At 67.4% G+C, this 12,208-nt stretch carries 13 protein-coding genes and 2 pseudogenes; 4 read left to right on the top strand and 11 right to left on the bottom strand.

Translation table 11 applies throughout. From position 1 onward, the window contains the following. The 4 genes and pseudogenes from A5634_RS29295 to A5634_RS08915 all read right to left on the bottom strand — a co-directional run. Positions 1–78: pseudogene (locus A5634_RS29295) on the bottom strand (hypothetical protein); the annotation flags it as partial. Further along, positions 63–449, bottom strand: a pseudogene (locus A5634_RS08925) (FHA domain-containing protein); the annotation flags it as partial. The pseudogenes A5634_RS08925 and A5634_RS29295, both read right to left, overlap by 16 nt. 42 nt (positions 450–491) lie before the next feature. After that, positions 492–3,143 carry an FHA domain-containing protein gene (locus tag A5634_RS08920; RefSeq protein ID WP_065143687.1) on the bottom strand — a complete coding sequence of 884 codons (2,652 nt, stop codon included), beginning with the start codon at positions 3,141–3,143 and terminating at the stop codon, positions 492–494. Positions 3,144–3,160: 17 nt separating this feature from the next. After that, a complete protein-coding gene (locus A5634_RS08915) occupies positions 3,161–4,423 on the bottom strand; it encodes an NADH:flavin oxidoreductase (RefSeq protein ID WP_065143686.1) in 1,263 nt (420 codons plus the stop codon). A 40-nt stretch (positions 4,424–4,463) separates the two neighbouring features. On the opposite strand from A5634_RS08915, the gene A5634_RS08910 reads away from it, so the two are divergent. Both A5634_RS08910 and A5634_RS08905 read left to right on the top strand, forming a co-directional pair. Then, positions 4,464–5,309: a bifunctional methylenetetrahydrofolate dehydrogenase/methenyltetrahydrofolate cyclohydrolase gene (locus tag A5634_RS08910; RefSeq protein ID WP_065143685.1), complete on the top strand. Its 846-nt coding sequence runs from the start codon at positions 4,464–4,466 to the stop codon at positions 5,307–5,309. Then, on the top strand, positions 5,306–5,599 hold the full coding sequence (locus tag A5634_RS08905; RefSeq protein ID WP_065143684.1) for a DUF3017 domain-containing protein: 294 nt from the start codon (positions 5,306–5,308) through the stop codon (positions 5,597–5,599). Before A5634_RS08910 ends, A5634_RS08905 begins: the two co-directional genes overlap by 4 nt. A gap of 26 nt (positions 5,600–5,625) precedes the next feature. Here A5634_RS08905 and A5634_RS08900 read toward each other — a convergent pair whose 3' ends face one another. After that, complete coding sequence (locus tag A5634_RS08900) at positions 5,626–6,048, bottom strand: DUF732 domain-containing protein (RefSeq protein WP_065143683.1); 423 nt, start codon at positions 6,046–6,048, stop codon at positions 5,626–5,628. 177 nt (positions 6,049–6,225) lie between these two features. On the opposite strand from A5634_RS08900, the gene A5634_RS08895 reads away from it, so the two are divergent. Continuing rightward, positions 6,226–7,665 (top strand): FAD-dependent oxidoreductase, encoded by a 1,440-nt coding sequence (locus A5634_RS08895; RefSeq protein ID WP_065143682.1) that lies wholly within the window; start codon positions 6,226–6,228, stop codon positions 7,663–7,665. A gap of 42 nt (positions 7,666–7,707) precedes the next feature. On the opposite strand, the gene A5634_RS08890 is transcribed toward A5634_RS08895, so the two are convergent. The 3 genes from A5634_RS08890 to A5634_RS08880 are packed head-to-tail and all read right to left on the bottom strand — an operon-like array spanning position 7,708 to position 8,869. Next, entirely contained in the window at positions 7,708–8,076 is a 369-nt protein-coding gene (locus A5634_RS08890) for a DUF4267 domain-containing protein (protein ID WP_065143681.1), read from the bottom strand. After that, a complete protein-coding gene (locus A5634_RS08885) occupies positions 8,073–8,396 on the bottom strand; it encodes an NIPSNAP family protein (protein ID WP_065143680.1) in 324 nt (107 codons plus the stop codon). Before A5634_RS08885 ends, A5634_RS08890 begins: the two co-directional genes overlap by 4 nt. Further along, the gene (locus A5634_RS08880) at positions 8,396–8,869 is read right to left on the bottom strand and encodes a DUF1772 domain-containing protein (RefSeq protein ID WP_065143679.1); all 474 of its coding nucleotides are present in this window, start codon (positions 8,867–8,869) and stop codon (positions 8,396–8,398) included. Before A5634_RS08880 ends, A5634_RS08885 begins: the two co-directional genes overlap by 1 nt. A gap of 99 nt (positions 8,870–8,968) precedes the next feature. Here A5634_RS08880 and A5634_RS08875 point away from each other — a divergent pair, with 99 nt between their 5' ends. Next, positions 8,969–9,607, top strand: coding sequence for a TetR/AcrR family transcriptional regulator (locus A5634_RS08875; RefSeq protein ID WP_065143678.1), 639 nt, complete (start codon positions 8,969–8,971; stop codon positions 9,605–9,607). Here A5634_RS08875 and A5634_RS08870 read toward each other — a convergent pair. From A5634_RS08870 to A5634_RS08860, 3 genes are all read right to left on the bottom strand, one after another. Then, entirely contained in the window at positions 9,571–10,302 is a 732-nt protein-coding gene (locus tag A5634_RS08870) for a class I SAM-dependent methyltransferase (RefSeq protein ID WP_065143677.1), read from the bottom strand. The genes A5634_RS08875 and A5634_RS08870 overlap by 37 nt on opposite strands. Further along, positions 10,299–11,441: a homoserine O-acetyltransferase MetX gene (metX, locus tag A5634_RS08865; RefSeq protein WP_065143676.1), complete on the bottom strand. Its 1,143-nt coding sequence runs from the start codon at positions 11,439–11,441 to the stop codon at positions 10,299–10,301. The genes A5634_RS08870 and metX overlap by 4 nt, the downstream gene beginning before the upstream one ends. 12 nt (positions 11,442–11,453) lie before the next feature. Next, positions 11,454–12,208: PLP-dependent transferase (locus A5634_RS08860; protein ID WP_172831667.1), on the bottom strand; the 755-nt coding region annotated here is incomplete at its 5' end.

Genomic DNA, 12,208 nt, shown 5'->3' with positions numbered 1-12,208 from the left:
GTAGTCCACAACGTGGATGCCGCGCAGGAAGGTTTGCACCGACAGGCCACTAGAGTGGCGCGCGGAACCGGCGGTGGCGGGCCGGGTGGAGCTGCCGTGGGAATCCGGTCGGTCGCCGGTATCAGCCCCACGATGCCATGATGATGCCCGACCTCGAACGTGACGCGCGGCCCGTCGGGCCTGGCGAGGTTGACGGTGAGCCCGTCGTAGATGTCGACCAGCGGTACGCGTTTGCCGTTGGCAAAGACCCCGTTGGGCGAATTGTTGTCGATCGCAATCCAACTGCCCTGCTCAAAACGCAGCAGCAAATGCGCCCGGGCCACCATCGGATGTGCCACCCGCAGGTCGGCGCGCAGGTCGCTGCCCACAATCACGTCGCGGCCAGTGGCGAAGGTCCGCTGAGCCGGACCGGCCCGGACGGTCAGCACGGGCTGCTGGGCTCCGGTCATCTCCTTACCCTAAGCGCCCGCATGGGGCTCGCCCACCGCCGTCTAGCGGCGCTTGAGCCGAATCCTCCACCACACGATGGTGCTGTAGACCATGCACAACACGGCGAGCATCGCCATGTCGAATAGCCACGCGCTGGCCTTGTGGTCCCAGTGCTGATCCTTGGGATCGGTCGGGCCCGGTGTCAGGCGGTGGACGTCAATGGTGGACGACGCTGCCGCGTAGCCCCAGCGGGCAGGCGTCGCCCACGACAACTGGTCGAGTACGGTGCGGTTCGTCACCCAGATCATGCCTCCGGAGAACACCAGCTGCGACATGATTGCGGTTACCAGCAGCGGCATGATCTGATCCTGCGACTTGGCGATCGCCGACAACGCCATGCCCAGGATCGCCGAGGCCACACAGGTCGCGGCGACGGTGACAAACAGCTCGAAGCGCACGTCGCCCAGCAGCACCGCGTTCGAGAGCGGCTTACCCCAGCCGATGATCGCGATGGTGGTGGCGATGGCCGCCTGCATGGTGGCGAACGCGCAGAACACCACGATCTTGGCGGCCTGATACGCGCCGGTGGACAATCCGACCGCCTGCTCGCGCTTGAAGATGGGACGTTCACCGACGAGGTCTCGGATGGTCAGCGCGGTGCCCATGAAGACCGCGCCCACGTTCAGCATGACCAGGATCTGCCCGGGTTGGTTGGGCGCGCTGCTCAACGGATCGGCCATGTCGAACCCGGTCTTGCCGCGCACGGTCAGCGTCAAGACACCGATGAGGAACGGCAGCAACGCCAGGAAGACCGTGTAGCCGCGGTCGGAGATCACCAGCCGCACCTGCCGTCGGGCAATGGTCGAGAACTGGCGGAACCCGTTGTTGTGCACCGGTTCCCCGAGGTCGGCGGCCGGACTGGCTTGCGACGGACGTTCCGGTTGTCGGTTGCCTTCCAGGAAGCGGCGATTGGCCTCATCGGGGTCGGCGCCGACCTTGGTGAAGATGTCGGCCCAGTTGGTGGTGCCCATCGCCGCGCCGATGTCATCGGGCGCACCCAGAAACGCGGTCTTACCCCCGGGGGCCAGCAACAGAATCTGGTCACACACGTCGAGATAGGACACCGAGTGCGTGACCACCAGCACCACGCGGCCCGCGTCGGCAAGCTGGCGCAGCATCATCATCACCTGCCGGTCCAGCGCCGGGTCCAGGCCGGAGGTCGGTTCGTCGAGGATCAGCAGCGACGGCCCGGTGAGTAGCTCGAGGGCCACCGACGCGCGCTTGCGCTGACCGCCGGAAAGTTTGTCCACCCGGGTATCGGCGTGCTTGGTCAGCTCGAGTTCCTCGAGGACCTGGGCGACGACCTGCGCCCGATCGGCCTTGCTGGTGTCCGGTGGCAACCGCAACTCGGCGGCGTACCCAAGCGCCTGGTTGACCGTCAGCTGGCGGTGCACGACGTCGTCCTGGGGGACCATGCCGACCCGACTGCGCAGCGACGCGTACTCGGCGTGGATGTCGTGGCCCTCGAAGGTCACGTTGCCGGTGCTGGGGCTGGTGTAGCCGGCGATCAGCCGCGACAAAGTGGACTTGCCCGCGCCGGACCCACCGATGATGGCGGTCAGCGTGCCGGGCCGGGCGGTCAGCGAAATGTGGTCCAGCAGTTGCTTTCCGCCCTCGACCGTGAACGTCACCGAGTTGACCTCTAGGCCGCCGGTTCGGGTGGCCGCCGCGGTGCGGCGCACCAAGGTGCCGCCGGTGAACACCAGGTCGACGTTGCCGATGGTGACCACGTCGCCTTCGGTCAGGATCGCCGACCCCACCCGGACCCCGTTGACGAACGTCCCGTTGACGCTGTTGTTGTCGCGGATCTCCGCCCCGAGCGGGGTCAGCGTCAGGAATGCGTGCTGACGTGAGGCGAGCACGTCCTGGATGACGATGTCGTTGTCGGTGGAGCGGCCGATGGTGACCGAACCCGCGGGCACCGCGTGCGAACCCGTTCCCAACAGGGCCTGGAACATCTTCGTGGCGATATTGCCCTGTTCGGGTGGCTTTGCCCCGACCGGCGGCCCGGGCTGCCGCGGTGGCGGACGGCGCGGACCCGGCGGAATGTGTGCCGACGAGCCCGGCTGGTGGGCCGGGTGGGACGGTGGCGCGCTCGCCGGGTAGCCGGGCGGGGACCAGGGCGCCGCGCTGCTCGGATACATGGGTTGCCCCGGCGGGGGCGGCGGCGGCCCGCCTGGATGGGGCCGACCCGACGGTGGCCCACTCCAGTTCGGCTGCCGGGTCGACGACGGCGCCGCCTGGTGATGTGCGGGCCCGTGCGTGGTCACCGCGGCCGAGGACGGACCACCCGGCTGCACCAGAGGCAGCGACTCGGTTTGCGGCGGACGTCCGGCCGGCCCGCGATGGCGTCCCACTTCGAAGATCAGCAGCGGGCCGTCAGGGTTTCCGATATTTACGGCCTGACCATCGGTGATGTCGACGACCGGTACCCGCCGACCGTTGGCATAGGTGCCGTTCAAGGAGTTGTTGTCGATCGCCATCCAACGGCCCTGATCGAACCGCAACAACAAGTGGGCGCGCGAAATCAGCGGATGGGTAATACGCATGTCGGCACGCAGGTCGCGGCCTACGACCACGTCGTGGCCCGCCGCGAAGGTGCGTTCCGACCCGTCGTACCGAACGGTCAGCGCAGGCGGCGCGGGTGGAGGCATCGCACCAACTTTAGCTCCTAGGTATCCGTGGGCGATTGCACCGAAGGGGGCACGGCGTGGGGAAGCGGATTCCGATCGGGTGCGCCGGTGAGGACGCAGTGCGTGCGACTGTAGACGGTCGGCATGCATTGGTTGCAGTGCGTGCAGACCGAGTGGACGCTGGCGCCGTCGCGGGCGATCTTGCTGATCAGATCGGGCTCGGCCAGTAGCGCCCGTCCCATTGCCACGAACTGAAAGCCCTCGGCCATCGCAAGGTCCATCGTTTCCCGGTTGGTGATCCCGCCGAGCAGAATCAGCGGCAGCTTCAGTTCGGCGCGGAACAGCTTTGCTTCCCGCAATAGATACGCCTCGCGGTAACGGTATTCGCGCAGGAACTTCTTGCCGGTCATGCGGATGCCCCAACGCAGCGGCGGCTTGAACGCCCCGGCGAACTGCTTGATTGGGGCGTCGCCATGAAACAGGTACATCGGGTTGACCAGTGAGCTGCCGGCGGTCAGTTCGATCGCGTCCAGTGCACCGTCTTCCTCCAGCCACTTGGCCGTGGTGATCGCCTCTTCGTTGGAGATGCCGCCGCGGACGCCGTCGGACATGTTGAGTTTGGCGGTGATCGCGATCTGACGCGGCCCTTGATCGACCGCGCGACGCACCGCCATCACCACGCCGCGGGCCACTTTGGCGCGATTGGCCAGCGAACCGCCGAACTCGTCGGTGCGCCGGTTGATCAGGGGAGACAGAAACGAACTCGCCAGATAGTTGTGCCCCAAATGGATTTCGACGGCGTCGAACCCTGCTTCGACGGCGTGCCGTGCCGCGCGGGCGTGATCCGCGAGCACGTCGTCGATGTCCTCGCGGCTGGCCTTTTTGGCGAACCGCATGCCGATCGGGTTGAAGAACCGAACCGGGGCTAGCGCCGTGGCCTTGTTGGAGCGGGCGTTGGCGACGGGACCGGCGTGCCCGATCTGTGCACTGACCGCTGCGCCTTCGGCGTGGATCGCGTCGGTGAGGCGACGGAATCCCGGCACGGCCTCCGGTCGCATCCAGATCCCGTTGCCTTCGGTGCGCCCCCCTTGGGAGACGGCGCAGTAGGCGACGGTGGTCATACCAACGCCGCCGGCAGCGGGTAGGCGGTGATATTCGATCAGGTCGTCGGTCACCAGTGCATTGGGCGTGCGGGCTTCGAAGGTGGCGGCTTTGATGATGCGGTTGCGGAGCGTGAGCGGACCCAGTTTGGCGGGCGCGAGGACGTCTGGGGCCGCCTGAGGGGCTGTCTCAGCTGGCATCTTCGGGAGCCTACTCGCCGGGCATGAAAGACTGTCAGGCGTGGGCGCAATCACGCTGGACGGCAAGGCCACCCGTGACGAAATCTTCGTCGACCTGACCAAACGGGTCGCGGCGTTAACCGAATCCGGCCGTACGCCGGGACTGGGCACCATCCTGGTCGGCGACGACCCGGGATCCCAGGCTTACGTGCGGGGTAAGCACGCCGACTGCGCCAAGGTGGGCATCACGTCGATCCGCCGCGATCTGCCCGCCGACATTTCCACAGCCACGCTCAACGAAACGATTGACGAGCTCAACGCCAACCCAGAGTGCACCGGCTACATCGTGCAATTGCCGCTGCCCAGGCAGCTGGACGAGAACGCGGCGCTGGAACGCGTCGACCCCGACAAGGACGCCGACGGCCTGCACCCGACCAACCTGGGTCGACTCGTGCTCAACACCCCGGCGTCGTTGCCGTGCACCCCGCGGGGCATCGTGCACCTGTTGCGGCGCTACGACGTACCGATCGCCGGAGCGCACGTGGTGGTCATCGGGCGCGGCGTGACGGTCGGGAGGCCGTTGGGGCTGCTGCTCACCCGCCGCTCCGAGAACGCCACAGTGACGTTGTGCCACACCGCAACTCGTGACCTACCCGCCCTGACTCGGCAGGCCGACATCATCGTGGCGGCGGTCGGCGTGCCGCACATGTTGACCGCCGACATGGTGCGCCCGGGCGCGGCGGTCGTCGACGTCGGCGTCAGCCGGGTGGACGGCAAACTGGCCGGCGATGTGCATCCCGACGTGTGGGAGGTCGCCGGCCATGTGTCGCCCAATCCCGGCGGGGTGGGGCCGCTGACCCGCGCCTTCCTGCTGACCAATGTCGTCGAGCTGGCCGAACAACAATGACGGTGCGGGCCATTTTGGGGCGGGCGGTCCGCGCCCAATGGCCGATCCTGCTGGTCGGGCTCATTTTCCTGGTGGCGTTCGTGCTCGCGGGGGCCAACTTCTGGCGCCGCGGGGCGCTGCTGATCGGCATCGGTGTCGGCGTGGCTGCCGCACTGCGCTTGGCCCTGCCCGAGGAGCGGGCCGGCCTGCTGGTGGTGCGCAACCGCGGAACTGATTTCTTGACGACCGCGTCGGTCGGCGCCGCGATGGTCTATGTCGCGTGGACGATTGACCCGCTGGGTACTGGCTAGGCTCGCATCCGGGGTGCGATGCGCGTTTAGCCGGGCAGGCCCGGGATGTTGGCCAGGCCCGGAATGCCCGCCATCCCGGGGATCTGTTGCAGAGCTCCGGGCATCTTGCCGCTGGCGACGTCGGCCATCACCGAGGGGCAATACATCTGGATCGCGATGGTGGTGAACATGCTGGCCATCTCGGGCGACATGCCGTTGCCGCTGACGCGGCTCGCAGCGGCGGCGAAGTTGCCGCCCGGCTGGGCCATCATCGGGCAGACGGACTGGCCCAGCGCTTCGGCGTTGAGCGGATCGCCGTAGTTGATCCCGGCGTTGGATAACGCGGTGATGAACGCGTCGTCGACGGGACTCGCCTCAGCGGGAGCGGCGAGTGCCGAGGCCGCGGTCAGCAGGCCGGCGGTGCCGGCCAGTAGACGTATCGTCAGTGGTTGATTGCGCCAGGACAACATCTCAGCTCCCTCGTGTTGGAGACCCTACGAACCTTCGTCTATGGCGGTCTCTTTCCGGACACGATGGCATAAAGGTTTGGCCGCCTGGGCGTTTCGGGTGCGGTAACGACACGATCTCATCACGCTGTGCTGCGACACGTTGGAGGACAACCGCTTTCGACGCCGTCGCGATTAACAATGCGGCACATGATCTCTCGCCAGAACTTTCTGCGCGGCGCGGTCGGCGCGTTGGCGACTACGGCGCTGTTTCCGACGGCGCGGACGTGGGCCGAACCCACCGGCGCGTGGAGCGGTCTGGCCTCGTCCATCGGCGGCCGAGTGCTGCTGCCCGCCGACGGTGCTTCCTTCACCACCGGCAAGCAGGTGTTCAACTCGAACTACAACTCCTCGAGCCCGGCGGCGGTCGTGGTGGTCACGTCGCAGCAGGACGTAGAGAAGGCGGTGGGGTTCGCGGCGGCGAACAAGCTCAAGATCGCGCCGCGTGGTGGCGGGCATTCCTATATCGGCGCGTCGGCGGCAAACGGGACGATGGTGCTCGATCTGCGCGGCCTGAAGGGCGGGGTCAACGTCGACAACGTCGCGGGCACCGTGACGGTGCCTGCGGCGACCGAACTTTATGCGATCAACCAGGCCCTGGCCGGTGCCGGGCGCGCGATTCCCGCCGGAAGTTGCCCCACCGTGGGCGTGGCCGGCCTGACTCTCGGCGGCGGAATGGGCGCCGACTCCCGGCATGCGGGCCTGACCTGCGATGCGCTGCGGTCGGCGACGGTGGTGTTGCCAACGGGACAGACGGTGACCGCGTCGGCAGAGCAGAACCCGGATTTGTTCTGGGCGTTGCGCGGTGGCGGCGGGGGCAATTTCGGTGTGACCACGTCGCTGACCTTCACCACATTCCCCACCGCCGACGCCGACGTGGTCCGCGTCGACTTCGCCCCGTCGGCGGGCGCACAAGTGCTCACCGGCTGGCAGTCCTGGCTGGCTGCTGCCGATCGGAATACCTGGGGCCTGGTCGACCTGTCGGTCAGCGGCTCACAGGGCAACTGCCATGTGCTGGCGACCTGCCCCGCCGGGTCGGGCCAGGCAGTGGCCGACGCCATCAAGTCCGCCGTCGGAGCGGCGCCCACCGCAACTGAGCACAAGACGATGACGCACATGAATCTGGTGATGTATCTGGCCGGCGGCAGTTCGACGAGTTCGCCGCGTGGGTTCGTCGCGGGTTCCGACGTCATCGGCACGATGAATTCGGCTGCGGCGCAAGCTATCGTCGCCGCGCTCGGCAAATTCCCGCCGGACGGGGGTCGTGCGTCGGTGATCGTCGATACGCTCTCCGGTGCGGTGGGCGATGTGGACGCAGCGGACTCGGCCTTTCCGTGGCGTCAGCAGGCCGCGGTGGCGCAGTGGTACGTGGAGAACGGGAGCGGGCAGACCTCGACGGCCAGCACCTGGATCGCCACCGCACACCAGACGGTGAAGCAGTCTTCGGTTGGCGGCTACGTCAACTACCTGGAGCCCAACACCTCGGCGGCGCGGTATTTCGGCTCGAACCTGTCGCGGCTGACCGCTGTTCGTCAGCAGTACGACCCGAATCACGTGATGTACTCCGGGCTCGACTTCTAACTTCGGCCTGGCCCCAGCCGCCGGGTCGCCGCGAAAGCTGGCTCAGGAGATAAGCAGCAGCGTGGCAGTCGCGAGCATGACGACGGCGGTGAGGCCGTGGACGCCCACCGCGATCGTCTTGGAGCCGCCGTGTCGGAGCACGATGATCGCGTCGGCCAGCGGAATGATCGTGGCGGCCAGGATCACCCAGCCGAGCAGGTGCGTGGCACCCGCGGCGATCAGGATGAAGACGAAGATCCCCCACGCGATGTCGCGGATGCCTTTGACGCTCAGGTAGGCGTCAGTGGCTTGATCGGCTTGCACGCCGTAGCCGGCGGCAGCCACGCGCGGCGCGACGATGAATCGTGCACCGATGAAGACGATGCCCGCGCCGATGAGTCCGGCGAGCGTATAGCCGATGGTTGCGGTCATGCCGAGAGCTCCTGCGACGAAAATAGAGGGTCAAGCAGCACCGATTGGACGTCGACGATCTCCTCGACATCGAACCCGGCCATGTCGGCGGTGAACTCCGGGCTGGCCATGACCCGCCGAGTGAGTTGTTCGGGTTCGACGCCAGGTGGGTAGCGGATCAGCGCGACGAGCCGATTCGCGCCGCCGGTGCGCTCCGTCCACACCCCGTGCGTGGTGATGCCAAAAGTCCGGAAGGTGGGCAGGTGCCGAGCCCAGTGAACCGTGGCGTACCGCCGCAGCGCTTCGGGTGAGCGCAGGGTGTAAATCCTCAGTTGCAGCATCAGGACGCCAGAACCACGCACAGAGCGGCCAGCGCCAGACCCTGCAACAAAGCGCGGGCGCCGATGACGCGGTCCCAACTTTGCTGCAGCACCCGCCCGTTCGTTAGCTGACGCCCGGCATCGGCTGCCGCGGTGAGCTGTTTGTTCAGCGGTGCGCTCACCCGCAGGTAGACCACCAGCCAGATGGACAGCAACAGTACGGCGATGCCCGCCGCGATCGCGTGCGTCCAATATGCGCTGGCCGCGGCCAGCACCGCGCTGACCAGGGCGGCAAGCAGGCCGAGCACTCCGGGTACCGGCATCCGCCGGTCCCCGTAGCGGTGCACGCTTCCCATCACCGTGACCAGGGTGTTGTCGCCGATCGATGCCAACGCCGGGCGCATGACCGTCGCGCAGAACACGTCGGTGCCGTAGACGACGGCGTTAGCCAGCACCGCGATCAGCGCGGCGAAGCGGGTGAGGTCAAGGACCATGTAGTTACTCCCATCAGACGAACTGCTAGCAATGCTAACCCTTAGGACCCGGCCTGTCAATAGCGTCGCTAGAAATTCAAGCAATGCTAGAATCACGGCATGGCAATTCAGGACCGACGGGAACGTGAGCGGGCCGCGCGTCGGCGGTTGATCATCGACACGGCCCGTAAGTTGGCCGAAACCGAAGGGTGGGACGCAGTCACCACACGTCGGCTCTCCACCGAGATCGAGTACAGCCAACCGGTGCTGTACAAGCACTTCGCCGGCATGGAACAAGTCGCGGAGGCGGTGGCGATCGAAGGCTTCGGCGAACTCGCCGACGTGTGCGCCGCCGCATTAGCAGCCAGCGCCGCGGGCGATGCCCTGACTCGAGTCGCGCGCGCCTACCTGGACTTTGCCCGCGACAACCCGGCCGTTTACGACGCGATGTTCACTCGAACCACCACTTTGCGCTTCGCCGCCGAAAGCACGCCGCCGCAGCTGCAGGCGGCGTTCGCCCGGTTGCGAGAAGCGGTCGAGGGGACGGCCGCAGAACACGACGCAGAACACGACGCAGAACACGACGCAGAACACGACACAGACGAGGACGCCGACACGCTCACCGAAGTTTTCTGGGCGGCGTTGCACGGGCTGGTCACCCTCGGCCGGACCGGACGACTACGTCCCGACCACGACTCGCAACATGTGCAACTACTCGTCGATCAGTTCAGCGTGGCTCGCACGCACACCGTAATGTAAGGCAGCGCAAGGCCATTGGAGTTGGCTAGCGCCGGATGGGTTCTCAACAGTTCGCGGACCTTGTCCAGCGTCCGAGTGCGCACTTCGGCAGGGGAGTTGATGCAGTAGGTCCGCGATGCCACGAGATCGATAAGGGCTTGCGGGGTAAGGTAATTCGTCCACTCGACCTGATGACGCTCCGCCTCGCTGAATGGCTCGGGCAGCGTCGCGCGATCGCGCAGCGGGTCGTCGTCGCGGCCGATGATCTCGCCCAATTCGCGCACCCAGCCCAACCGCTCGTCGCGAGTGTTCCACACCAGGCCCAGCCGGCCGCCCGGTCGCAGCACCCGGGCCACCTCCGGAATCGCCCGGGCCGGATCGACCCAGTGCCACGCCTGGGCGACGAGCACCGCATCAACGCTGTTGTCCTGCAACGGAATTTCTTCTGCGGTACCGAGCAGGGCTCGGGTCTGCGGCAGCGACGCGGACAGCACTTCCAGCATCTCCGGTACCGGGTCGACGGCCACCACGTCCAGGCCGCGTTCGACCAGCCGGGTGGTCAGCTTGCCGGTACCCGCTCCCAGGTCGAGCACCTGGCGCGCACCCGTCGGCAGCAGCCAGTCGATCGCGTCCGGCGGATATGTCGGACGTCCCCGCTCGTAGGCGGCCGCGGCCGAGCCAAAGGACAGCGAGCGGGCGCGCCTGGATCGCGTCACCTGGAATGCCTTGTGCGCGCGTTGTCGGCCAGTTCGAGGGTCTCGCGGATCAAGACACCGACCGCGTCGGCTTCCACCAGAAAGCCGTCGTGTCCGCAGACGGACTTGACCACCCGCACCCCGTCGCATCCTGGCAATAGCTCGGCGAGCTCGTCCTGCAGACGTAGCGGGTAGAGCCGGTCGGAGGTGACGCCGCCGACCACCGTGGGGACTGGGCACCTGGTCAGCGCCGCGTGCAGGCCGCCGCGGCCGCGACCGACGTCGTGGCTGTTGAGCGTCTCGGTCAGGGTCACGTAGCTGCCGGCGTCGAACCGGGCCAGCAGCTTGTCGCCCTGGTGTTCCAGGTAGCTCTGCACGGCATAGCGGCCGCCGCCCGACGGGTCCTCGCCCGGCTGTGCGTCATTGGCGAAGCGTCGGTCGAGTTCGACCTCGCCACGGTAGGTCAGGTGCGCGATGCGACGAGCGATCTTCAGCCCGTCGTCGGGCGACCGCCCGGTGTCGTAGTAGTCGCCACCCTGCCAGTTCGGGTCGGCCTTGATGGCCGCGATCTGGGTGGTCTGGGTGCCGATCTGGTCACCGGTGGCGCGGGCACCGACAGCCAGCAGCAGCCCCGCCCGCACCCGTTCCGGGTATCCGACGATCCACTCCAAAGCTCGGGCGCCACCCATGGACCCGCCAACGACCGCGGCCACCTCGGTTATTCCCAGTGCTGAGAGCGCGGCGATATCCGCCTCTACCTGGTCGCGCACCGTAATGACCGGAAACCTTGAGCCCCAAGGCTTTCCGTTACGGGCCAGCGAACTGGGACCGGTCGAGCCCCGGCATCCGCCCAGCACGTTGGTGGCCACCGCGCACCACCGGTTGGTGTCGATCGGCGCACCCGGCCCGGCAACGCCGTCCCACCAGCCCGGGGTCGGATGCCCGGGTCCGGCCGGCCCGGTGATGTGCGAGTCGCCGGTGAGCGCATGCAGCACCATGACCACGTTGTCGCGCGCCGGCGACAACTCCCCCCAGCGCTGCACGGCGATATGCACGTCGTCGATCACTGCACCGCTCTCCAGCGTCAGCGCGCCGACATCGACGATGCCGATCTCGCCTTCGGCGGGCAGCGCTTGGGTGGGCACGTCGGAGATCGTCAAGTCCTAAGCTCCTCAGAACGCCGCCACGGTCTGCGGGTCGCTTTGCGATGAGGCGCTGTATACCCCCGCCGCCGCGAAGCCAAGCTCCAGATCGGCCAGGATGTCGTCGATTCCCTCGATGCCGACGGCCAGTCTTACCAGGCCCGGCGTGACGCCGGTCGCCAACTGCTCGGCGGGGCTGAGCTGCGCGTGGGTGGTCGACGCCGGGTGGATTACCAGCGACCGCACGTCGCCGATGTTGGCGACGTGGCTGTGCAGTTGCAACGCGTCGACGAACGCCTTACCGGCGTCCACGCCACCGGCCAGCTCGAAAGCCAGCACCGCGCCGGTTCCCTTGGGGGCCAACTTCTTTGCCAACTCGTGCCACGGCGAGCTGGGCAAGCCCGCATAGTTGACCGACAGCACGTCGTCACGGGCTTCCAGGAACTCGGCGACCCGCTGCGCGTTCGCAACGTGGCGCTCCATCCGCAGGCTCAGCGTTTCCAGGCCCTGGGCGACCAAAAACGCGTTGAACGGCGATGCCGCCGAACCGAGGTCGCGCAGCAACTGCACGCGAGCCTTGAGGGCAAACGCGGGCGGGCCCAGCTCGGCGTACACGACGCCGTGGTAGCTGGGGTCCGGCGTGGTGAAGCCGGGGAACCGTCCTTGCGTCCAGTCGAAGGTGCCGCCATCGACGATGACACCGGCGATCGCCGAGCCGTGCCCGCCCAGGTACTTGGTGGCCGAGTGCACCACGATGTCGGCGCCGTGGGCCAGCGGCTGGATCA

It is taken from the genome of Mycobacterium asiaticum, from assembly GCF_001673365.1.
Lineage (GTDB): Bacteria > Actinomycetota > Actinomycetes > Mycobacteriales > Mycobacteriaceae > Mycobacterium > Mycobacterium asiaticum_A.
Note: the sequence above shows the minus strand (reverse complement) of the source record. Positions and strands in the feature narration are given on the sequence as shown.

Coding starts and splice junctions, on each gene's coding strand:
- A5634_RS08895 (WP_065143682.1), top strand. CDS start 6,226: ATGCGGCACATGATCTCTCGCCAGAACTTTCTGCGCGGCGCGGTCGGC.
- A5634_RS08920 (WP_065143687.1), bottom strand. CDS start 3,143: ATGCCTCCACCCGCGCCGCCTGCGCTGACCGTTCGGTACGACGGGTCG.
- A5634_RS08905 (WP_065143684.1), top strand. CDS start 5,306: ATGACGGTGCGGGCCATTTTGGGGCGGGCGGTCCGCGCCCAATGGCCG.
- A5634_RS08890 (WP_065143681.1), bottom strand. CDS start 8,076: ATGACCGCAACCATCGGCTATACGCTCGCCGGACTCATCGGCGCGGGC.
- A5634_RS08900 (WP_065143683.1), bottom strand. CDS start 6,048: ATGTTGTCCTGGCGCAATCAACCACTGACGATACGTCTACTGGCCGGC.
- A5634_RS08880 (WP_065143679.1), bottom strand. CDS start 8,869: ATGGTCCTTGACCTCACCCGCTTCGCCGCGCTGATCGCGGTGCTGGCT.
- A5634_RS08885 (WP_065143680.1), bottom strand. CDS start 8,396: ATGCTGCAACTGAGGATTTACACCCTGCGCTCACCCGAAGCGCTGCGG.
- A5634_RS08915 (WP_065143686.1), bottom strand. CDS start 4,423: ATGCCAGCTGAGACAGCCCCTCAGGCGGCCCCAGACGTCCTCGCGCCC.
- A5634_RS08875 (WP_065143678.1), top strand. CDS start 8,969: ATGGCAATTCAGGACCGACGGGAACGTGAGCGGGCCGCGCGTCGGCGG.